13 protein-coding genes, 1 tRNA gene and 3 pseudogenes are annotated in these 22,019 nt (G+C 75.9%); 15 read left to right on the top strand and 2 right to left on the bottom strand.

Features of this window, described 5'->3' with window-relative positions:
* Positions 1–88 precede the first annotated feature (88 nt).
* The 15 genes and pseudogenes from OVA14_RS13260 (at position 89) to OVA14_RS13190 (ending at position 20,880) form a co-directional block, all read left to right on the top strand.
* On the top strand, positions 89–886 hold the full coding sequence (locus OVA14_RS13260; protein WP_267504285.1) for a siderophore-interacting protein: 798 nt from the start codon (positions 89–91) through the stop codon (positions 884–886).
* A 127-nt stretch (positions 887–1,013) separates the two neighbouring features.
* The gene (locus OVA14_RS13255; RefSeq protein WP_267504284.1) at positions 1,014–2,468 is read left to right on the top strand and encodes a glyceraldehyde-3-phosphate dehydrogenase; all 1,455 of its coding nucleotides are present in this window, start codon (positions 1,014–1,016) and stop codon (positions 2,466–2,468) included.
* A gap of 182 nt (positions 2,469–2,650) precedes the next feature.
* Positions 2,651–3,142, top strand: coding sequence for an FBP domain-containing protein (locus tag OVA14_RS13250; protein WP_267504283.1), 492 nt, complete (start codon positions 2,651–2,653; stop codon positions 3,140–3,142).
* Between the two features lie 375 nt (positions 3,143–3,517).
* Positions 3,518–4,399, top strand: a complete 882-nt coding sequence (locus OVA14_RS13245) for an amidohydrolase family protein (RefSeq protein WP_324288017.1) — start codon at positions 3,518–3,520, stop codon at positions 4,397–4,399.
* A gap of 3 nt (positions 4,400–4,402) precedes the next feature.
* Positions 4,403–5,599 (top strand): acetyl-CoA C-acetyltransferase, encoded by a 1,197-nt coding sequence (locus OVA14_RS13240; protein WP_267504282.1) that lies wholly within the window; start codon positions 4,403–4,405, stop codon positions 5,597–5,599.
* A gap of 279 nt (positions 5,600–5,878) precedes the next feature.
* Positions 5,879–8,710, top strand: a pseudogene (locus OVA14_RS13235) (amino acid adenylation domain-containing protein); the annotation flags it as partial.
* A gap of 163 nt (positions 8,711–8,873) precedes the next feature.
* Positions 8,874–15,092, top strand: a pseudogene (locus OVA14_RS13230) (amino acid adenylation domain-containing protein); the annotation flags it as partial.
* 91 nt (positions 15,093–15,183) lie between these two features.
* Positions 15,184–15,846: pseudogene (locus tag OVA14_RS13225) on the top strand (thioesterase domain-containing protein); the annotation flags it as partial.
* Between the two features lie 3 nt (positions 15,847–15,849).
* Positions 15,850–16,236, top strand: a complete 387-nt coding sequence (locus OVA14_RS13220; protein WP_267505607.1) for a hypothetical protein — start codon at positions 15,850–15,852, stop codon at positions 16,234–16,236.
* Between the two features lie 73 nt (positions 16,237–16,309).
* Positions 16,310–16,519 (top strand): MbtH family protein, encoded by a 210-nt coding sequence (locus OVA14_RS13215; protein ID WP_267504281.1) that lies wholly within the window; start codon positions 16,310–16,312, stop codon positions 16,517–16,519.
* Entirely contained in the window at positions 16,516–17,499 is a 984-nt protein-coding gene (locus OVA14_RS13210; RefSeq protein ID WP_267504280.1) for an ATP-binding cassette domain-containing protein, read from the top strand. The genes OVA14_RS13215 and OVA14_RS13210 overlap by 4 nt, the downstream gene beginning before the upstream one ends.
* Entirely contained in the window at positions 17,496–18,296 is an 801-nt protein-coding gene (locus tag OVA14_RS13205; protein WP_267504279.1) for an ABC transporter permease, read from the top strand. Before OVA14_RS13210 ends, OVA14_RS13205 begins: the two co-directional genes overlap by 4 nt.
* 8 nt (positions 18,297–18,304) lie before the next feature.
* A complete protein-coding gene (locus tag OVA14_RS13200; RefSeq protein WP_267504278.1) occupies positions 18,305–19,141 on the top strand; it encodes a 4'-phosphopantetheinyl transferase superfamily protein in 837 nt (278 codons plus the stop codon).
* Positions 19,142–19,151: 10 nt separating this feature from the next.
* Positions 19,152–20,642 (top strand): S10 family peptidase, encoded by a 1,491-nt coding sequence (locus OVA14_RS13195; RefSeq protein WP_267504277.1) that lies wholly within the window; start codon positions 19,152–19,154, stop codon positions 20,640–20,642.
* A gap of 161 nt (positions 20,643–20,803) precedes the next feature.
* Positions 20,804–20,880, top strand: a tRNA-Pro gene (locus OVA14_RS13190).
* Between the two features lie 62 nt (positions 20,881–20,942).
* Here OVA14_RS13190 and OVA14_RS13185 read toward each other — a convergent pair.
* Complete coding sequence (locus OVA14_RS13185; RefSeq protein ID WP_267504276.1) at positions 20,943–21,209, bottom strand: hypothetical protein; 267 nt, start codon at positions 21,207–21,209, stop codon at positions 20,943–20,945.
* A 272-nt stretch (positions 21,210–21,481) separates the two neighbouring features.
* A complete protein-coding gene (locus OVA14_RS13180) occupies positions 21,482–21,988 on the bottom strand; it encodes a hypothetical protein (RefSeq protein ID WP_267504275.1) in 507 nt (168 codons plus the stop codon).
* Between the last annotated feature and the right edge of the window lie 31 nt (positions 21,989–22,019).

Below are 22,019 nucleotides of genomic sequence, written 5' to 3'. Positions count from 1 at the left end.
GCCTCACCTGCCCGGAGCGTCGCTCCGCCGGCGCGCGGGGCCGCCGGCCATCCCGATGGCACACCACCGGCATCCCGAGGAGCGAACCATGGCAGGACCCGAGCGCGTCGCGGCGGTCGCCCCGCGGTTCGTCGAGCTCGAGGTGCTGGACAACCAGCAGGTCTCGCCGCACATCCGCCGCGTCACGCTCGGCGGCGAGGACGTCGTGGGCATGACCCCGCAGGGCTACGACCAGTGGTTCCGCTTCTTCATGCGCCGCGAGGGCCAGGACGCGCTGCGCGTGCCCGCGAGCCCTGCGACGTGGTTCCCGCAGTACCTCGCGATGCGCGAGAGCCAGCGGCCGTGGATCCGCAACTACACCGTGCGCGACTTCCGCACCGCCGACGGCCAGCTCGACATCGACTTCGTGTGCCACGAGGACCCGGGCCCTGGCGCCGCCTGGGCGCTCCGCGCCGAGCGCGGCGAGCGCGCCGTGCTGCTCGACGAGGGCCTGCTCTACAACGACGACGGCCTCGAGGGCGACGTGCTCATGGTCGGCGACGAGTCGGTCATCCCCGCCATCGCGGGCGTCTGCGGCTCGCTCGACGAGCACGCTCGCGGCGTCGCCGTCATCGAGGTGGGCCACCGCGACGACGTCCAGGAGATCGCGCGCCCGGCGGGCATCGACGTGCGCTGGGTCGAGCGGGGCACCGCGCGCGAGGGCCATGCGGCGCTCGAGGAGCTGCGCGGGCTCGCGCTGCCCGAGACGCTCGGCTACGCCTACAACGCCGGCGAGCAGTCGCTCGCCACGGGCGCGCGCCGCCACCTGGTGCGCGACCGCGGCATCGACAAGCGCCGCATCACCTTCACCGGCTACTGGAAGCTCGGCAAGGCCTACGTCTCCTGAGGCGCGCCCCGGCGGCGGCCGGCGCAGCCCCCGAAAGAAGCCGCGAAGTTTCCCGAGCGTGATGCCACGCGCTTCCTGACGCCCCGATCGGCCTCTCCAGCCGCAGGAACCTGCCTACGGTGAAGACGTGCCCAACGCATCGTCTCCCGCCGTCGAGAGCGCCCACCAGGCCTGGCTCGACCGCGTCGCCCTCGCCGAGTCCGCCGTGCCGATCATCGGGCGCCTGTACCGCGAGCGGAACGTGGTGACGCACGTGCACGGCAAGAAGCTCGTGAACCAGTCGCCGATCGAGATCCTCAAGGCCCACCGGTGGGCCCGCCGCGTGGGCGAGCAGCCGCTGCGCATCGAGGAATCGATCCAGGTGCTGCGCGTCGTCGACGCGCTCGGCGTCCGCGGCATCTCGCTCGACCTCGGCCGCATCCTCGGCGACGCCCAGGCGGCCGCCCCCGAGGCCGGGCTCGAGGCGTGGGCGCGCGAGCACGTGGCGCAGCTCCCGTCCTGGGAGCGCGACGAGCCGACCGACGTCGTGCTCTACGGCTTCGGCCGCATCGGCCGCCTCCTCGCCCGCATCCTCATCGGCCACGCCGGCTCCGGCCTCGGCCTGCGCCTGCGGGCCATCGTCGTGCGCCGCGGCGGCGAGGACGACCTCGAGAAGCGCGCGAGCCTGCTGCGCCGCGACTCGGTGCACGGCGCCTTCCAGGGCACGATCGAGATCGACCGCGAGGCCGAGACGCTCCTCGCCAACGGCACGCTCGTGCAGGTCATCTACTCGGACGACCCCGCCTCCGTCGACTACACGGCCCACGGCATCGACCGCGCGATCGTCGTCGACAACACCGGCCGCTGGCGCGACGAGGACGGCCTCGCGCAGCACCTGCGCTGCCCCGGCGTCGCCCGCGTCGTGCTCACCGCGCCCGGCAAGGGGCCGCTGAAGAACGTCGTCTTCGGGGTCAACCACGACACCATCGCCGCCGACGACCGCATCGTCACCGCCGCGTCGTGCACGACGAACGCCATCACCCCCGTGCTGAAGGTCGTGCAGGACGCCTACGGCATCGAGCACGGCCACGTCGAGACGGTGCACTCGTACACGAACGACCAGAACCTCATCGACAACTTCCACAAGGGCGAGCGCCGGGGCCGCTCGGCGGCGCTCAACATGGTGCTGACCGAGACCGGTGCAGCGAAGGCCGTCGCCAAGGCGCTGCCCGAGCTCGAGGGCCGCCTCACGGGCAATGCGATCCGCGTGCCCACGCCCAACGTCTCGATGGCGATCCTCAACCTCACGCTCGACCGCGCCGTCGACCGCGACGAGGTGAACGAGCTGCTGCGCCGCACCTCGCTCACGGGCGAGCTGCGCGCGCAGATCGACTTCACCGACTCCGCCGAGGTCGTCTCGACCGACTTCGTCGGCAACAACCGCGCGGGCGTCGTCGACGGCCTCGCGACCATCGCGAGCGGCCGCCACCTCGTGCTCTACGTCTGGTACGACAACGAGTACGGCTACAGCTCGCAGGTGGTGCGCGTGCTCGAGCACATGGCCGACCAGCTCGCGGCGCAGCGCCAGCTGCAGCCCGTCTAGAAGCTTGCCGCCGTCGGGACTCTCCTGGGTGGAGGCCCGACGGCGGCAGATCCCCGTCCGGCGCAGGCCGGACCACCGCTCGCCGCGGTCGGGACTCTCCTGGGTGGAGGCCCGGCCGCGGCGCACCTCTGCGCCCGCGGGACGCCTCCGATAGCCTCGGTCGGACGGACGAGGGGAGCGGCATGCGCCAGGTGACCGAGGACGAGCTGCGGGGCTGCTTCGTGAACGCGACCGACCGCGAGCTCGCGCAGCTGCCGATCCCCGGCCTCCACGAGACCATCTGGGAGGAGCGCGAGTACCTGGGCTGGCGCGACGCCCGCTCGGCGCGGCTCGGCTACCTCGTGCACTGGCAGGGCGATCGGCTCGTCGGCATCGTGGTGCGCGCCGCGCCCGGCGGCATGCGCCCGGGGATCGCGGCGATGTGCGCCCGGTGCCACTCGACGCAGCCGGCGACGCAGGTGCGGATGTTCAGCGCCCGGCTCGCGGGCCCGCAGGGCGAGGCGGGCTCGACCGTGGGCACGTACATCTGCGAGGACCTCGCGTGCTCGCACATCATCCGCTCCGGCCCGCCGCACCTCGTCTCGCGCGAGCGCGTCGCGTGGCGCGCCGAGGGGCTCGAGCAGCGGGTGACGCGCTTCACCGACCGCATCGCGCGCGACGCGCCCGCGGCCTGAGCGCCGCGCGGCCCGTCCCCGCGCGGTGGGGGCAGGATGGGGGCATGGAGCAGCTCTCGAGGATCCGGGACGTGCGGCCGTGGGGCGGGGAGCCCAGCGACCTGCTGATCGAGGGCGACCGCATCGTCGCGGTCGTGCCGCACGAGGCGGGCGGGGCGCCCGCGCTCGAGGAGCCGGCGGCCGGGCGCGCGCTCGACGGGCGGGGGATGCTCGCGCTGCCCTCGATCGTGAACGCCCACGCGCACGTCGACAAGTCGTGGCTGGGCCTGCCGTGGCAGCCCTACGGCGGCGAGGGCGGCACCGACGGCCGCATCCGGCACGAGCGCGCGCGCCGCGACGAGCCTCGGCATCCCGAGCGTCGAGCGCACCGCGGCCGTGCTCGACGCGCACGTTCGCCACGGCACGACGGCGCTGCGCACGCACGTCGACGTCGACCTGGGCGTGGGCCTCACGGGCATCGAGGCCGTGCGGGAGGCCGTGGCGGCCTACGGCGGCGCGGTGGAGGCGACGATCGTCGCCTTCCCGCAGGACGGCGTGCTGCGCCGGCCGGGCGTGCTCGACCTCCTCGACCAGGCGGCCGCCGCGGGCGCCGACCACATCGGCGGCCTCGACCCCGCCTCGATCGACCGCGACCCCGTGGGGCAGCTCGACGGCCTCTTCGCGATCGCCGAGCGCCGCGGCGTCGGCATCGACATCCACCTCCACGACCCCGCCGAGCTCGGGGCGTTCCAGCTCGAGCTCGTCGTCGAGCGCACGCGCCACCTCGGCCTCCACGGCCGCGTGAACATCGCGCACGGCTTCGCGGTTGCGCAGCTGCCGGAGGCGCGGCGCCGGGCGCTCCTGGAGGACTTCGGCGAGCTCGGCATCACGATGACGACCGTCGCGCCCCTGCGGCTGCCGCAGCTGCCCCTGCACGAGCTCGACGCGGCGGGCGTCGCGTTCGCGTTCGGCACCGACGGCATCCGTGACCTGTGGAGCCCCTACGGCACGGGTGACACGCTCGGCATCGCGTGGCAGTACGCGCGCGCCTCGTCGCTCGTGCGCGACGAGGACCTGCACCGCGTGGTCGAGCTCGCGACGCGCTCGGCGGCGCGCTTCGTGGGGCGCGAGGCGCACGACCTCGTGCCCGGCGCGCGCGCCGACCTCGTGCTCGTCGAGGCGGAGCACGCGATGGACGCGCTCGTGCGCGTGCCGCCCCGCCGCGCCGTCGTGGGCGGCGGGCGGCTGGTGCACGTGGCCTCCGGCGCGGAGGGCTGAGCCGTGGGCGAGGCCTTCGTGCTCGACGCGCTCAGGACGCCGCGCGGGCGCCGGGGCGGCTCGCTCGCCGGCGTGCACCCCGTGCGGCTCGCGGCGGGCCTGCTGGCCGCGCTGCCGGCGCGCGGCGTGGATCCGGGCCGGATCGACGACGTCGTGCTCGGCACGGTCTCGGCCGTGGGGGAGCAGGGCGGCGTGCTCGCGCGCGCGGCCGCGCAGGCCGCGGGCCTGCCGGACGCCGTGCCGGGCATGCAGGTGAACCGCTACTGCGCCTCCGGGCTCGACGCCGTGACGACCGCCGCGGCGCGCGTCGCGGCGGGCTTCGACGGGCTCGTGGTCGCCGGCGGCGCGGAGTCGATGTCGCGCGTGCCGCTCGGCGCCGACGGCGGGCCCTACGCCACCGACCCCGGCGCGCTCGAGCCGTGGAGCCTCATCCCCCAGGGCGTGAGCGCCGACGCGATCGCGACGCTGCACGGGCTCACGGGCCGCGACGTCGACGCGTACGCGGTCGAGTCGCAGCGTCGTGCGGCGGCGGCGTGGGAGGCGGGCGCCTTCGACCGCTCGATCGTGCCGGTGCGCGACGAAGGCGGCGCGGTGCTGCTGGCGCGCGACGAGCACCTGCGCCCCGGCACGACGCTGGAGGCGCTCATGGGCCTGAAGCCCGCCTTCGCCGCGCTCGGCGAGGCCGGCTTCGACGCGGAGGTGCTGCGCCGTCATCCGAACCTCGGCCGCATCGAGCACGTGCACACCGCCGGGAACTCGTCCGGCATCGTCGACGGCGCGGGGCTCGTGGTGGTCGGCTCCGCCGAGGCCGCCGTCGCTCTGGGGCTCGCGCCGCGCGCCCGCGTGGTGGCCGCGACCACGGTCGGATCCGACCCCGTGCTCATGCTCACCGGACCCGTCGCCGCGACCGAGCGCGTGCTCGCGCGCGCGGGCCTGGCGCTCGCGGACATCGACGTCGTCGAGGTGAACGAGGCCTTCGCCTCCGTCGTGCTGCACTGGCTGCGCGAGACGGGGGCGGACCCCGCGCGCACGAACGTGCACGGCGGGGCGATCGCGCTCGGGCACCCGCTCGGCGCCACGGGCGCGATGCTCGTCGGCACCGCGCTCGACGCGCTCGAGGAGCGCGGCGGGCGGTACGCGCTCGTCACGCTGTGCGTGGGCGGCGGCATGGCCTCGGCGATGGTGCTCGAGCGCGTCTGAGCCCGACGCGATCCAATCCCTCCCCCTCGGGGGCCCCGAAGCACCACCTGGGCCCGACCGGGCTCCACGACGCTCTGGAGGGAACGACATGCTCACGCACACCGGTTCGCACGACACCACGCTCATCCAGGGACCGCTCCTGGAAGGACCGCTCGTCGACCTCGGCGGCGTCCTGAACTTCCTGCAGATCGGCCAGTTCCAGTAGGGGACCCCGACCACCATCCAGCAGGACCCGGGAGCCCCGCCGCAGGCGGGGCTCCTCCACGGAGGAGCGAGCACGTGACGACCGACCAGCAGCAGCATGCCCTGACGACGGCGGGGGAGCGCATCGCGCTCACCGACGCCCAGCGCGGCATCTGGTACGCCCAGCAGATCGACCCCGCCAACCCGACCTACCAGATCGGGCAGCAGCTGCAGCTGCGCGGGCCGCTCGAGCCGGCGCTCCTGCGGGTCGCGCTCACGAAGACGATCGCGGACCTCGACGCCCTCAGCCTGCGCTTCCGCGAGGACGCCGACGGCCCCTACGCGGTGCTGCGCCGGCCCGCGCCGGACGCGGACCTGCTGGAGGTCGTCGACCTGCGCCACCTCGACGAGGGCACCGCGCGGGAGGTCGCGCGCGAGCGCGTCGACGCCGAGATGGGCACGGCCCGCGACCTGCAGGGCGACGAGCTCTTCCACGCGATCCTCTTCCGCCTCACGGGCGACCGCTCGATCCTCTTCCAGCGCGTGCACCACATCGTGCTCGACGGCTACTCGGCCGTCATCGCCCTGCGCTACCTCGCGGGCGTGCACTCGCGGCTCGCCGCGCACGTGCCGCGCGCGCTGCAGCGGCTCGTCGCCGGCCCCGCGGCGCGGCTCGCCGCCCGCTCGGCGTCGCCGCTGCCCTCCCTCGACGAGCTGCACGCGGCGCTCGCCGCCTACGAGGCCTCGCCCGAGCACGAGCAGGACGCCGAGCACTGGCGCAGCGCGCTCGCCGACGAGGCGCCGGTCGTGGGGCTCGAGGGGCCCACCACGGGCGTCGCCCGCAGCGTCGTGCGGGTCTCGGCACCCATCGGCGCCGAGCGCGCCGCCCGGCTCGCCGACCTCGGCCGCGACCTGCCGAAGACGGTCGTCGGCCTCGTCGCCGTCTACCTCTCGAAGGTCACGGGCGAGCGCCGCGTCTCGCTCGGGCTGCCCGTCACGGCACGCCGGGGGCGCGTCGCGAAGATGACGCCCTCGATGCTCTCGAGCATCCTGCCGCTGCGGATCGACGTCGACCCCGCCGCGAGCCTCGACGACGTCGTCGGCCACGCGGGCGACGTGGTCCGCGGCGCCGTGCGCGCCCAGCGCTTCCGGGTGGAGACGATCGAGGGCGCGCCCGCGCACGCGGGCCCCTCCGTCAACCTGCTGCCGGTCATCGACGAGATCCGCTTCGGCGACGCGGTCGGCGAGGTCGAGATCCTCTCCACGGGCCCCGTCCACGACCTCTCGATCGTGCTCGCGGGCCTCCGCGGCGAGGCCGCCGACGCCACGCTGCAGCTCGAGGGCGACGCCGCGGCGCACACCGAGGCGACGCTCCGCGAGCACCTCGGGCGCATGCTCGCCCTCATCGACGAGGCCCTCGAGGACGGCTCCTCGGCCGTCGTCGAGGCACGGATCGTCGACGACGCGGAGGCGGCGGCGATGCTCCGGCTCGGCGAGGGCGCGCAGGTGCCGCTCGCCGAGGAGACGATCCTCGACGCCTTCGCCGTGGCCGCCGCGATGCGCTCGGACGACCGCGCGGTCGTCGCCGCCGACGGCGCCCTGACCTTCGCCGAGCTCGACGAGGGCTCCGCGAGGCTCGCGCACCACCTGCGCGCGCAGGGCGTGGGCGCCGGCACGCGCGTGGCCGTGCGCATCGAGCGCAGCCGCATGCTGCCGCTGCTCGTGCTCGCGGTGCTGCGCGCGGGCGGGGCCTACGTGCCGCTCGACCCCGAGTACCCGATCGACCGCGTGCGCGGCATGCTCGAGGACGCCGAGCCGCTGCTGCTGCTCACGAGCTGCGGCCAGCTCGAGCGCGACCGGGCGCTCGGCGCCGAGTGGACCGTGCCGACCGTCGTCGTCGACAGCGACACGAGCGGGTGGCAGCGCGCCCCCGGCAGCGCCGCGGGCCTGCCGCCGCGGGCGCCCGACGACCTCGCGTACGTCGTCTTCACCTCCGGCAGCACCGGGCGGCCCAAGGGCGTCGGCGTCGACGGCATCGCGCTGCGGAACCTCTTCCAGCACCACCGCGACGCGCTCTTCGCGCCCGCCGTCGAGCGGCTCGGCCGCCCGCTGCGGGTCGCCCACACGGCCGGGCTCTCCTTCGACGCCGCGTGGGACCCGCTGCTGTGGCTCTTCGCGGGCCACGAGCTGCACATGATCGACGACGACACGCGTCGCGACCCGCAGCGCCTCGTGGCCCACCTGGCCGCCGAGCGGATCGACGCGATCGAGACGACCCCCTCGTTCGCCGAGGCGCTCCTGGCTGCAGGCATGCTCGAGGCCGAGCAGCACCCGACCGAGATCGCCCTCGGCGGCGAGGCCGTCGGCCCCGCGCTGTGGGACGCCCTCGCCGCGCGCGAGGACGTGCGGGCGGTGAACCTCTACGGACCGACCGAGACGACCGTCGACAGCCTCGTCGCCGAGATCGTGGCGGGCGAGCAGCCGCACATCGGCGGCTCGGTGCGCAACAGCCGCCACTACATCCTCGACGCGAGCCTCACGCCCGTGCCGCCGCGCGCGGTGGGCGAGCTCTACCTCGCGGGCACGAACGTGGCCCGCGGCTACATCGGCCAGCCGGGGCTCAGCGCCGAGCGCTTCGTCGCCGACCCCTTCGCCGACGACGGCTCCCGCATGTACCGCACGGGCGACGTCGTGCGCCGCCGCCGCGACGGCTCGCTGCGGTTCGTCGGCCGCATCGACGACCAGGTGAAGATCCGCGGCTACCGCGTCGAGCTCGCCGAGGTCGAGGCGGCGATGCGCCGCGCGCCCGGCGTCGAGCGCGCCGCCGTCGTCGTCCAGGGCGAGGGCGCGGCCGCGCGCCTCGTCGGCTACGTGACCGGCGCCTCGGGCGCCTCGGTGCGCGACGCCCTGCGCGGCGACCTGCCCGACTACATGGTGCCCTCGACGGTCATGGCGCTCGACGACATGCCCATGACGCCCAACGGGAAGGCTCGACCGCCGCGCCCTGCCCGCGCCCGAGCGCAGCGCCGCCGACCCCGCGCAGCAGCCGCGCACGCGCGCCGAGCGCGTCATCGTCGAGGCGATCGCGGAGGTGCTCGGCGTCGACGGCGTCGGCGTCGACGAGGACTTCTTCGCGGCCGGCGGCCACTCGCTGCTCGCGACCCGGCTGGCCGCGCTGCTCTCGGAGCGCCTCGACGCGGCGGTGGCCGTGCGCGACGTCTTCGAGGAGCCGACGGCGGCGGGCCTCGCCGCCCGCGTCGCCGGGCTCGAGGGCGGCGACCGCGGGCCCCGGCTCGCGCGCTCGCCCCGCCCCGAGCCGCTGCCCGTCTCGCTCGCGCAGCGCCGCCTGTGGTTCCTGCAGCGGCTCGACCCGGCCTCCGCGGCCTACAACGTGCCCGTGGTGCTCGAGCTCGAGGGCGCGCTCGACGAGGCCGCGCTCGAGGCCGCGCTGCACGACGTCGCGCGACGGCATGAGCCGCTGCGGACGATCGTGCCGCTCGTCGACGGCGAGCCCGTGCAGCAGGTGCTCGGCGACGATGGCCTGCCGCGGCTGCTGGCCGTGGACGTGCCCGAGGCTCGGGTGGAGGCCGTCGTGCGCGACGAGGCCGCCCGCCCCTTCGACATCGCCGTCGAGCCACCGATGCGCGCCGTGCTGCTGCGCGTCGCCGCGGACCGCCGCGTGCTCGTCGTGACCATGCACCACATCGCGACCGACGGATGGTCGCTCGCGCCCTTCGCGCGCGACCTGGGCGTCGCCTACCGCGCCCGCGCCGAGGGCCGGGCCCCGGAGCTCGCGCCGCTGCCCGTGGACTACGCCGACTTCGCGCTGTGGCAGCGCGAGCACCTGGGCCTCCCGGACGACGCCGGCAGCGAGCTCGCCGCCCAGCTCGCCTTCTGGCGCGAGGCGCTCGCGGGCGCCCCCGAGGAGATCGTGCTGCCGCGCGACCGCGCGCGCGGCGCGGCCGACGCCGACGACCCCGCCCAGCAGGGCGTGGGCGAGGTGCGGCTCGCGCTCTCGCCCGAGCGCCACGCCGCGCTCCGCGCGCTCGCCGCCGAGCACCGCACGAGCCTGTTCATCGTGCTGCACGCCGCCGTCGCGGCGATGCTCGAGCAGCAGGGCGCGGGGGAGGACATCGTGGTCGGCACGCCCGTGGCGGGCCGCACCGACCCGCAGCTCGACGAGCTCGTGGGCTTCTTCGTCAACACCGTCGCGCTCCGCACCTCGATCGCGGGCGACCCGAGCCTCGAGGAGCTGCTCGAGCGCGTGCGCACGAGCAACACCGAGGCCTACGCGCACCAGGACGTGCCCTTCGACGCCGTGGTCGACGCGCTGCGCCCCAGCCGCGTCGCCGACCGGCACCCGGTGTTCCAGGTGCTGCTGACCCTGCAGAGCACCGAGCCCGCAGCGCTCGACCTGGGCGACGTGCGGGTCACCGTGCCGGCGCAGACGACGAGCGTCGGCGTGAAGGCCGACCTGCTGATCGACGTCGCGACGCCCGCGGGCGCCGACGGCGAGCTCGTCGCGAGCCTCGGCTACGACCGCGCGCTCTTCGACGCCGCCACGGCGGAGCGCATGCGCGACGCGCTCGACCGCGTGCTGCGCGCGCTCGTCGAGGCGCCGCACCGCCGCGTGTCGGACATCCCCTCGGTCGACCCCGAGACCGCTGCGGGCCTCGAGCGCGCCGCGATCGGCCGCGCGCTGCCCGTCGAGGGCACCGTGCTCGACGCGCTCCGGGCGAGCGCCGAGCGCGCGCCGCGCGCCGACGCGCTCGTCGACGGCACCGGCGCGCTCGACCGCGTCGCGCTCGTCGAGCGCGTCGACGCGCTCGCCGCGGGCATCGCGGCCCGCGGCGCCGAGCGCGGCGACCGCGTCGCCATCGCGCTGCCGCGCTCCGCCGACGCCGTCGCCGTCGTGCTGGCCGCGCTCCGCGCGGGCACGGTCGCCGTGCCCGTCGACGTCGCCTACCCGGATGCGCGCATCGCCCAGATCCTCGAGGGCGCGGCGCCCGCGCTCATCGTGGGCGTCGACGAGCAGCGCCTCGCGTCGATCGCTGCCGAGGCCGGCGTCGCCGCGCCCGTGGTGGCCCCCGACGCCCTGCCGTCGGCGGGCGCGCCGCTGCCGGCGGCCCCCGAGCCGCACGAGCCCGCCTACCTCGTCTACACCTCCGGCACCACGGGCGCGCCCAAGGGCGTGCAGGTGCCGCACGCGGCGCTCGCGAACGTGCTCGCCCAGCACGAGGACGCGATGATCGCCGCGGTGCGCGAGCGCTCCGGCGGCGCGCCGCGCATGCTCCACCTCTCGGGCCTCGGCTTCGACGCCGCGTGGGACCCGATCCTCTGGCTCGTCGCGGGCACCGCGCTCGAGATGGCCGACGAGGCGACGCGCGTGGACGGCGAGGCCGTCGTGCGCGCGATCGTCGACCGGCGCATCGACGTCGTGGAGACCACGCCCTCCTACGCGCAGCAGCTCGTGGCGGTCGGCCTCCTGGAGGCCGTCGCCGAGCGCGGCCGCGACCTCACCCTCGCGCTCGGCGGCGAGGCCGTGCCGCAGTCGCTGTGGGACCGCCTCGCGGCGGCGCCGGGCATCGACGCCTGGAACCTGTACGGCCCGAGCGAGAGCACGGTCGACGCCGTCGTGGCGCGCATCGAGGTGCCCGGCCGGGTCGTCATCGGCGAGCCCGTCGCCAACACCGCGGCCCGCGTGCTCGACCGCTTCCTGCAGCCCGTGCCCCCGGGCGTCGAGGGCGAGCTGTACCTCTCGGGCGACTCGCTCGCCCACGGCTACCGCGGGCGCGCGCCTGAGACGGCCGGGCGCTTCGTCGCGGATCCGCGCGGCGACGGCACCCGCATGTACCGCACGGGCGACATCGTGCGGCGCCTCGCCGACGGCCGGCTCGAGTTCCTGCGGCGCGACGACGACCAGGTCAAGCTGCGCGGCTACCGCATCGAGCTCGGCGACGTCGAGCGCGCGCTCGAGTCGGCGCCGGGCGTCTCCTCGGCCGTCGTGCGCGTCGTCGCCCCGGGCGGCCCCGAGACCGCGCGGCTCGTCGCCTGGATCGTGGGTGCGGCCGACGTGGATGCCGTGCGCCGCGCGGCCGCGGCGCGGCTGCCGGAGTACATGGTGCCGACGGCGATCGCCGCGATCGACGCGGTGCCGCTGACGCCCAACGGCAAGGTCGACGTGGCCGCGCTGCCGGAGCCCACGGCCTCCGCGGGCTCCCGCGCGCCCTCCACGGACGCGGAGCGCGCGGTCTGCCGCATCGTCGCCGAGGTGCTCGGCGCCGACGAGGTCGGGCTCGACGACGACTTCTTCGCCCTCGGCGGGCACTCGCTGCTCGCGGTGACGCTCATGGGCCGCCTGCGCGACGAGCTGGGCTCGGCCCTGCCGCTGCGCACCGTCTTCGAGGCGCCGACGCCGGCCGGCCTGCTGGCCGCCATGGGCCGCGCCGAGCGCGCGCCGGAGGCTGCCGAGGCGACGTCCGCGCCGGCGCTCCGCGCCTGGACCGCCGAGCACCCGAGGGTGCCGGGGGAGGCGCTGCCGCTGTCGCGCAACCAGGCCCGCCTGTGGTTCCTCAACCGCCTCGACCCCGCCTCGGCCGAGTACTCCGTCGTGCTGCAGGCCGCGCTCGAGGGCGACCTCGACGCGGACGCCCTGCGCGGCGCGGTCGACGACCTCGTGGCGCGCCACGAGGTGCTCCGCACCACCTACCCCGAGGTGGACGGCCAGCCCGTGCAGCGCGTGCACGAGGCACCCACGGGGATCGTGGGCGACGCGCCCGTCGACCTCGCGCGCGGCTTCGACCTGACGACCGAGCTGCCGCTGCGCGCCGCGCTCGTCGCGACCGGTGCGGGTGCCTGGCGGCTCGACCTGGTGATCCACCACATCGCCACCGACGGCGCCTCGCTCGCCCCGCTCGCTCGCGACCTGGCGACCGCCTACGGCGCGCGCGCCGGCGGCGCGGCGATGCTGCAGCGCCCGCTCGAGGCCCAGTACGCCGACTGGGCGCGGATGCAGCGCGCGCTCGAGCACGACGAGGCGGCCGCGCAGGAGGCGGCGCTCGCGGCCTGGCTCCAGGAGCTCGAGGGCATCCCCGACGAGCTCGCCCTGCCGGTCGACGGCCGCAGGCCCGAGTCGGCCTCGCGGCGCGCCGGACAGGTGCGCTTCACGGTGCCGGCCGAGGTCGGCGCCGCCGTGCAGCGCACCGCCACCGGCCGCGGCGCCAGCGGCTTCCACGGCTGGCTCGCGGGCCTCGCGGGCTTCCTGCAGCGCGTCGGCGCGGGCGACGACGTCGTGATCGGCTCGCCCTCGGCGGGGCGCGCCGACCCCGACCTCGCCGAGCTCGTCGGCTTCTTCGTCAACACGCTGCCGCTGCGCCTGCGGCTCGAGGACGCGCCCTCGCTCGCCGAGGCGATCGATCGCGCCCGCGCCACGACCCTGCGGGCGATCGAGCACGAGGCCGTGCCCTTCGAGCGCATCGTCGAGGCGATCGCGCCCGAGCGGCGCCTCGGCCGGCACCCGCTGTTCCAGACCATGCTCTCGGTCGAGGAGCCCGCCGGGCTCGAGCTCGACCTCGCGGGCGTGCGCGTGGCGCGCCTCGAGCCCGAGGGCACGGGGGCCGCGAAGCTCGACCTCTCCTTCACCCTCCGGCCCCAGGCCGACGGCACCGTCGAGGGCGTGCTCGAGCACGACGCGACGCTGGTCTCGGAGCGCGCCGCGCGCGGGCTCGTGGAGCGCTGGCTGTCGTTCCTCGCGACGGCGGTCGACGCGCCGCAGCAGCCCATGCGGGCGCTGCCGCTCGAGCCGAGCGTGCGCCTCCTGCCCGGCCGCGAGGCCGTGCACGAGCAGGTGCCGGTGCTCGAGGCCCTCGCGGCCTCGCTCGCCGCGCGGCCCGACGCGACCGCGCTGCGCGCCGGCGAGGTCGCGCTCGACGGCGCTGCGCTCGACGCGCGCATCGACGCGCTCGCCGCGGGGCTCTCGGCGCTCGGCGTGCGCGCCGGCGAGGTGGTCGCGCTGCGCCTGCCGCGATCCGCCGACACCCTCGCCGCCCTGCTCGCCGTCTGGCGCGCGGGCGCGGTCGTGGCGCCCGTCGACGCCGAGCTGCCGCTCGAGCGCGTCGCGACGATGCTGCGCACGGCGGCCCCGCGCCTCGTCGTGCACGCCGACGGCGCCGAGGAGGACCTCGCGGCGGCCGCCGCGGCCGAGGCGGGGCTCGCCCCCGACCGGGTCGTGCCGATCGGTGCGCTGCTCGACGCGGCGCCCGTCGCGGCGGCCGACCCGCTGCCGCCGGCCGGGCTCCCGGGCCCCGACGCGCCCGCCTACCTGATCTTCACCTCCGGCACCACCGGCGAGCCGAAGGCCGTGCAGGTGCCGCACCGCGCGCTCGCGGCGCTGCTCGCGAGCCACCGCGGCACCCTCATGCCGGATCCGGCCGAGCGGCGCCTGCGCATGGCGCACACGACGGGCGTCGGCTTCGACGCCGCGATGGACCCGGTGCTGTGGCTCGCCGCGGGGCACGAGATCCACGTCGTGGACGACGCGACGCGTCGCGATCCGGAGGCCCTCGTGGGGCTCCTGGAGCGCGAGCGCATCGACGCGTGGGAGACGACCCCGAGCTACGTCGCCGCGCTCGTCGGCCAGACCCGCCTGGGCGAGGTGCTCGACGCGCGGCCCGCCGACGACCCCTTCGCGATGCTGCTGGGCGGCGAGGCGCTCGACGCGGGCCTGTGGCGCTGGCTGCGGGAGCGCCCCGCGGTCGAGGCGTGGAACCTCTACGGCCCCACCGAGGTGGGCGTCGACTCGCTCGTGGCCCGCGTGGCCGACGAGCCGGAGCCCGTGCTCGGCGCGACGACGGCGGAGGGCCGCGGCTACGTGCTCGACGCCGCGCTGCGACCCGTGCCCGTCGGCAGCGTCGGCGAGCTGTGGCTCGCGGGGCCGCAGCTGGCGCACGGCTACGCCTCCCGGCCGGGTGCGACGGCCGAGCGCTTCGTCGCCGACCCCTTCGCGGCCGACGGCAGCCGCATGTACCGCACGGGCGACCTCGTCGTCGTGCGCGACGCCGAGCCCGGCCGCCGTCCGGCCGTCGTCTCGCTCGGCCGCGGCGACGACCAGGTGAAGATCCGCGGCCACCGCGTCGAGCCGGGCGAGGTGGAGGCGCTGCTGCGCGGCCTCGACGGCGTCGCACAGGCGGTCGTGCGGCCCGTCGAGACGAGCCGCGGCACTGCGCTCGGCGCCTGGGTGGTGCTGGGCGAGGGCGCCGGGGACAGGGCCGTCGACGACCTGCTCGGCGCGCTGCGGGATCGCGTGCCCGACTACATGGTGCCCGCGGCGGTGCAGCCGATCGAGGCGGTGCCGCTGACGCCGAACGGCAAGGCCGACGTGCGCGCGCTGCCCGAGCCTGCGGGTGGGCGGCGGCGAGGGCCGGCTGCCGGCGGCGGGCGCGGAGGCTGCCGTCGCGGCGGCGTTCGCGACGGTGCTCGGCGTCGACGACGTGCGGGCCGACGACTCGTTCTTCGCGCTCGGCGGCCACTCCTTCGTGGCGCAGCCGGCGATCCGCGCCATCAACGAGGCGCTCGGCAGCCAGCTGCCCGTGCAGGCGCTCTTCCAGGCGCCCACGGTCGCGGGCCTCGCGACGCTCGTCGGCTCCGGCGGCGCAGACGTCGCCGAGAGCCTCCGCACGGTGCTGCCGCTCCGCGGCGAGGGCGAGGGCCGCCCGGTCTTCGCAGTGCACCCCGCGAGCGGCGTCGCGTGGAAGTTCACGACCTTCGTGACGCGCCTCGCGACAGGCCGCCCGATCCTCGGCGTGCAGATGCCGGGCATCGCGCCCGACGAGCCCGACCGCGAGCCGGCCGGCTCGCTCGACGAGCTGCTCGACGCGTACCTCGACGCGATCCGCGCGGCGCAGCCGCACGGGCCGTACACGCTCGCGGGCTACTCCTTCGGCGGGCGCATCGCCCACCACCTCGCCGCGCGCCTCCAGGCGGCGGGCGAGGAGGTCTCGCTGCTCGCGATCCTCGACGCCTACCCCGGCGCGGGCCCCGCGCTCTCGGGCGTGGAGGACGAGCAGGCGATGTGGCGCGGCTTCCTCGACGCGAACGGCGTGCGGCCGCCCGAGGGCCCGCTCGACGTCGCGCGCGTGCGCGCGGCGCTCGGTGAGGCCTCGAGCCCGCTCGCGGACGTGCCGGAGGTGTCGATCGAGCGCATGGTGCGGCGCTTCCGCGAGCTCGGCGCGCTGCTCGACGCAGCCGCGACGCCGGTCGTCGACGGCGACCTGCACGTGTTCGCCTCGACCGTGGAGGTGCCCGCGGGTCGTCCCGGCCCGGAGGCCTGGCAGCCGCACGTGCGCGGCGCCGTCACCTCCAGCCCCGTGGCGGCGCGCCACCAGGACGTGCTCGGCGAGCGCGGCATGGACGACATCGCGCCGGTGCTCGACGCGCTCCTCGACGGCGCGTCGTGACCAACCGGAGCGGGCTCCGCTCCGAAGCACCCCAGAGAGATCAGATACGCGACACGCAGTGGAGGACGCGACGATGACCAACCCCTTCGACGACCAGGACGGCACCTTCCGGGTGCTGGTGAACGACCTCGACCAGCACTCGCTGTGGCCGGAGTTCGCCGACGTCCCGCGCGGCTGGGTGGCAGTCTTCGGACCGGCGGGCAAGCAGGCCTGCCTCGAGTACGTGACCGAGCACTGGCAGGACATCACGCCGGCGCCCGAGCGCGTGCGCATCGCCTCGTGATCTCGATCCAGGGGATCCGGAAGCGCTTCGGCGACCACCAGGCGCTCGACGGCGTCGAGCTCGAGGTGCCCGCGGGCACCGTGCAGGGGCTGCTGGGGCCGAACGGCGCCGGCAAGACCACGACGGTGCGGGTGCTGAGCACCCTGCTGGAGCCCGATGAGGGCGACGCGATCGTGGCGGGCCGCTCCGTGCGCCGCGAGGGCCACGCGGTGCGCGAGCGCCTCGGGCTCTCGGGCCAGTACGCCGCGGTCGATGAGCGCCTGACCGGCTTCGAGAACCTCACGATGGTGGGCGAGCTCTACGGCATGCGCCGGCGCGACGCCAAGGCGCGCGCCCGCGAGCTGCTGCGGGAGTTCCGGCTCGACGACGTCGCCGAGGGCAAGCGCGCCGGCGCCTACTCGGGCGGCATGCGGCGCAGGCTCGACCTCGCGGGCGCGATCGTCGCCCGGCCGCCCGTGGTGATCCTCGACGAGCCGACGACTGGCCTCGACCCGCGCGGCCGCCGCGACACCTGGGACGCCGTCGCCGCGCTCACGCGCGGCGGCACGACCGTGCTGCTCACGACCCAGTACCTCGAGGAGGCCGACCAGCTCGCCGACTCCATCGCCGTGATCGACGCCGGTCGCATCATCGCCGAGGGCACCGCGACCTCGCTCAAGGCCCAGGCGGGCGGCGCGCGCCTCGACATCGTCCTCGCGGAGGGCGCCGACGCGACCGCCGCGCTCGGCGCCGTGCGGGCGATCGCGCCCGACGCCACGATCGACGAGCGCGGCAGCCGGCTGCTCGCGAGCGCCGCCGACGGCTCCGCCGGGCTGCGCGCCGCGCTCGACCGGCTCGACCTCGAGGGCATCGAGGTGGTGGAGGCCGCGGTGCGGCAGCCGACGCTCGACGACGTCTTCCTGCGCCTCACGGGCTCCGACGCCCAGCAGCTGCCGACGGCGGACGACGCCGCGCGCGAGGAGCAGGAGGTGGCGGCATGACCGCGCTCGTGCAGGCGTTCCGCGACGGCGGCGTCGTCGCCCGCCGCAACGTCATCGGCGTGCGCCGCACCCCGGGGGCGCTCGTGACGGGCGTCGCGCAGCCGATCATCTTCGTGCTCATCCTCGCGTTCGTCTTCGGCAGCGCGCTCGGCGGCGACGCCTACCGCGAGTTCCTCATCGGCGGCATCCTCGCGCAGACGCTCACCTTCAACTCCTCGTTCACGGCCGTGTACCTCGCGAAGGACCTCCAGACGGGGCTCATCGACCGCTTCCGGGCGCTGCCGATGTCGCGCGTGGGCGTGATCCTGGGCCGCACGACCTCCGACCTCGTGACGAGCGCGATCTCGGTCGCGGTCATCCTGCTCTGCGGGCTCGCGATCGGCTGGCGCGTGCACACCGACGTCGGCCAGGTGCTGCTCGCCTTCGGGCTGCTGCTGCTGTTCGCCTTCGCGACCTCCTGGATCGGCGCCTTCATCGCGCTCTCGGCGCGCAGCGTCGAGGTGGCGCAGAGCCTGGGCCTGCTGTGGCTGTTCCCCGTCTCGTTCATCTCGGGCGCGTTCGTCTCGGCCGACATGCTGCCCGGGCCGCTGCGCGCGATCGCGGAGTGGAACCCGGTGACGGCGGTCGCGACGGCCGTGCGCCAGCTGTTCGGCAACGAGGCGCCTGTCGGCTTCGCGACGGCGGGCGGCTGGCCCGCCGAGCACGCGCTGCTCTACGCGACCCTCTGCTGCGTCGCGATCATCGCGATCTTCGCGCCCATCGCCGTGCTGCAGTACCGGCGGATCAGCAGGCGCTGAGGCCGGCCATGCGCGAGGGGACCCCGCTGCTCGACCTGCTCGTGACGGGCGTCGACGAGCTGCTCGACCTGACGGACCGCGCCGCGGGCAGCGTGCGCGGGGCGCGGGCGCTCGTGAGCGACGACGACCTCGCGGCCGTCGATGCGCGCCACCGCGAGGAGGACGCCCGGCGCACGCTCGCGGGCCGGGTGGCGCTGCGGCTCCTCGCGGGCGCGGGTGCGGCCGCGACGCTGCCCGAGCTCGCGGCGCTCCCCATCGACCGCACCTGCGCCCGGTGCGGCGCGCAGCATGGCCGGCCCACGCTCCACGGCCAGTCGCTCTCGAGCTCGACCTCCGGCGGCCTCGTCGCCGTCGCATCGGCGGCGCCCGAGGCGTCGGTCGGGGTCGACGTGGAGGCGGCCAGGGCGCTGTGGGAGGGCTTCGACGCCTACGCCCTCCACCCGCGCGAGCGCGACGACCGGCCGGGGGCGCCGACGACGGCCCTCGACCGCCTCGGCGTGTGGACCGAGAAGGAGGCGCTGCTGAAGGCCGCGGGCGTCGGCCTCGGCATCGCCCCCTCGCGGCTGCTGCTCGGCGGGCTCGGCGAGGCCCGACGCTGGCAGGCGGCGCGCGCCGGCGCGCGCTGGCGGGCGCTCGAGGCGTGGTCGGATCCGCGGGTCGAGGGCCTGTGGTCGACGCCTGTGGCCGTGCCGGGCGAGGCGAGGGCGGCGCTCGCGGCCGCGACGCCGCTGCCGGTGCGCCGGCGCACGGTGCCGGAGCCTGCTGCGGCTCGAGGCGCCGCTGGGCGCGCGGCCGCGCGTCGCCTGAGGCGGCGCTGCCACGCGCCGCCCAGACCGGTTGGCTAGTCTCGATCGGGTGACGGAGACGCAGCGCAGCGACGACAGCCAGAAGCCGACGACGAGCCCCGAGACCACCCCGGAGGCCCTCGTGGCCGACGAGCTCGTCACCACCCACCACACGCTCACGACGCCGGCGGGCGAGCTCGCCTACACGGCGCGCGCCGGCCGCGTGGTGCTGTGGGAGGAGCGCGTGGAGGACGACGTCTTCCGCGGCAGGAAGCCCCGCGCACAGGTGGCGATCACGGCGTACACGCTCGACGGCGCAGACCCCACGACCCGCCCCGTGACGTTCGCCTTCAACGGCGGCCCCGGCTCCGCCTCCGTCTGGCTGCACATGGGCGTGCTCGGCCCCAAGCGCGTGCTCATGGGCGACGCGGGCGAGCTGGCAAAGCCGCCGTACGCGGTGGCCGACAACCCGGAGTCGCTACTCGCGGTCTCCGACCTCGTCTTCATCGACCCCGTCTCGACCGGCCGTTCCCGCCCCGTGGAGGGCGCGAAGGCGAAGGACTTCCACGGCTTCACCGCCGACATCGAGTCGGTGGCCGAGATCATCCGCCAGTGGACGACCGCCGAGGGGCGGTGGCTGAGCCCGAAGTTCCTGGCGGGGGAGTCGTACGGCACGACGCGCGCCGCGGGCCTCGCGCAGCACCTGCAGGACGAGCTGGGCATGTACCTCAACGGCTTGCTGCTCATCTCGAGCGTGCTCGACTTCTCGACCGCGCACTTCGAGCAGGGCGGCGACCGCGCGCACGCGATGTACCTGCCGTTCTACGCGGCGACCGCCTGGCGGCACGGCTTCCACGAGGGCCGCACGCTCTCGGAGGTCGTCGACGAGGCGCGGGCCTACGCCGCGCGCGACTACCCCTACGTGCTCTCGCGCGGCGCGCGGCTCACGGCCGAGGAGCGGGCGTCGGCGGTGTCGACCGTGGCCCGGCTCTCCGGCCTGTCGGAGGACTACGTGGCCCGGGCCGACCTCCGCATCGAGCACTGGCGCTACTTCGGCGAGCTGCTGCGCGACCGCGGGCTCACCGTGGGCCGCCTCGACTCGCGCTTCACGGGGCCGGCGGCGAGCGGCATCGCCGAGCACATGGACGCGGACCCGTCGATGGACGCCATCCTCGGGCCGTACTCGGCGGCGTACCAGCACTACCTCCACCACGACCTCGGCGTGCGCGACACGGGGCCCTTCCACGTGTTCGGCAAGGGCGTCAACGAGGGCTGGTCGTACAAGGAGTTCGAGAACGCGCCCGTCTACGTCATCGACAAGCTCTCGCGCGCGATGCGGCAGAACGAGCACCTGGCCGTGCACCTCGCCTACGGCTGGTTCGACGGCGCGACGCCGTTCTCGGCCGCCGAGGACTCGGTGGCGCACCTCCGGATCCCGCAGTCGCTGCGCGACAACCTCGAGCACCGCTACTACGAGGCCGGCCACATGATGTACGTGCACGAGGCCTCGCGGCTCGCGCAGTCGGCCGACCTGGCCGACTTCGTCCGTCGTCGCTCCTAGCCGCTCCGGCCGTCAGTCACCCATTGGTCGCTCACCCCGCTGGTCGAGGAGCGCGCCGCCGCAGGCGGCACGCGTCACGAGACCCCCCACGCGGCCCGATCCACTCACAGGATGCGCTAGTCTCTTCTAGTTGCCTCCGGGCAGCTCGACCGCGAGGTCGACGGGCTGTGGCGCAGCTTGGTAGCGCACTTGACTGGGGGTCAAGGGGTCGCAGGTTCAAATCCTGTCAGCCCGACCATGAGACGGTCTCCGCTCCGCACTTCGGTGGGAGCGGAGGCCGTCTTCGCGTCGCCGGCCCCTTCACCACTCGGTGATCTGGAGTTCGAGCGGGAAGAAGACCTGTGGCGGCATGTCGCGCAGGTCGTCGCCCATGAGCGCGAACAGACCGATGCCGAGCGAGGCGTGCGCGATGACGAACGAGGCGATCACGGTGCACCACGCCACCGAGAGGACGATCGACGAGAGGCGGTCGCCCAGGCGTCGCTCGTGGTGCCAGACAGCCGTCGCCCAGCCGAGCAGCACGAGCAGCAGCACCGCGATCTGCACCTCCGGCATGACGATGACCACGGCGGTGAAGCCGCCCTCCTCGCCATCGCTCCGGCCTGCGCTGCCCTTCGCGCCGCTGAGCAGCCAGCATGCGAGCAAACCACCGGCGAGCAGGCCAAGACGGGACGAGCGCGGAGCGGTTTGCGCTCGGGGCCGTCTCGCCCGCATGGCGCGACCGGGCTCTTGGGCGCTCGTCATGAGGTCATCCTCACCGATGCCCTCCCCGAGGGCAATGCCGAAACGGAACGACGCTCAGCCTGTCCCGACGGGCGTCGCACGATCCGGCTCGCGGATCAGCGCGAACTCGTCCTCTCCAGCATCGCCACCCCGAGCGCGCAGCCCGCACCGTCGAGGTCGAGCCGCCCGACCGGTGGCGCATCGAGGGCGCGCCGTCCCGCGACGACGGCGGCCCCCACGACGGATGGCGGAGCAGGCATGTGGGGCTGGGCGATCTTCGTCGCCCTCGTGGTCAGCGGCGCGGCGCTCGTGCTGACGTGCCGGCGCGTCATGCGGCTCGCGCCGATCGGATGGCCGCGATCGACCCGCGCGAGCAAGCAGGCGCGATCGATGGCGCGGATGCGCGGAGAGCGCGAGCGAGCAAGCGCGACTCGCTCGGCCACATGATGGTGCCGGTCGACAAGCGCTGAGGCAGCCGCGCGCTTCGATGCGGGTACCGATCTGCGCGTGACGGCCCACGCGCACCCGCAGATCGGCGCGAACCGCACCTGCTCGTCGCGTGCCGGTCCCTGCAGGGCCTGGACATCGTGGGGATCTGCAGGCTGCGCCGCACGCGGGGTCACGGCGATGGTCGGTGCGCGTGAGGTCCGGCGC

The sequence above is a fragment of the Agrococcus sp. SL85 genome (genome assembly GCF_026625845.1).
In the GTDB taxonomy this organism is placed as follows: Bacteria; Actinomycetota; Actinomycetes; order Actinomycetales; family Microbacteriaceae; genus Agrococcus.
Note: the sequence above shows the minus strand (reverse complement) of the source record. Positions and strands in the feature narration are given on the sequence as shown.

Excerpts from the sequence above, each read along its gene's own strand:
- OVA14_RS13260 (WP_267504285.1), top strand. The coding sequence starts at position 89 with ATGGCAGGACCCGAGCGCGTCGCGGCGGTCGCCCCGCGGTTCGTCGAG.
- OVA14_RS13250 (WP_267504283.1), top strand. The coding sequence starts at position 2,651 with ATGCGCCAGGTGACCGAGGACGAGCTGCGGGGCTGCTTCGTGAACGCG.
- OVA14_RS13220 (WP_267505607.1), top strand. The coding sequence starts at position 15,850 with ATGTGGCGCGGCTTCCTCGACGCGAACGGCGTGCGGCCGCCCGAGGGC.
- OVA14_RS13215 (WP_267504281.1), top strand. The coding sequence starts at position 16,310 with ATGACCAACCCCTTCGACGACCAGGACGGCACCTTCCGGGTGCTGGTG.
- OVA14_RS13205 (WP_267504279.1), top strand. The coding sequence starts at position 17,496 with ATGACCGCGCTCGTGCAGGCGTTCCGCGACGGCGGCGTCGTCGCCCGC.
- OVA14_RS13200 (WP_267504278.1), top strand. The coding sequence starts at position 18,305 with ATGCGCGAGGGGACCCCGCTGCTCGACCTGCTCGTGACGGGCGTCGAC.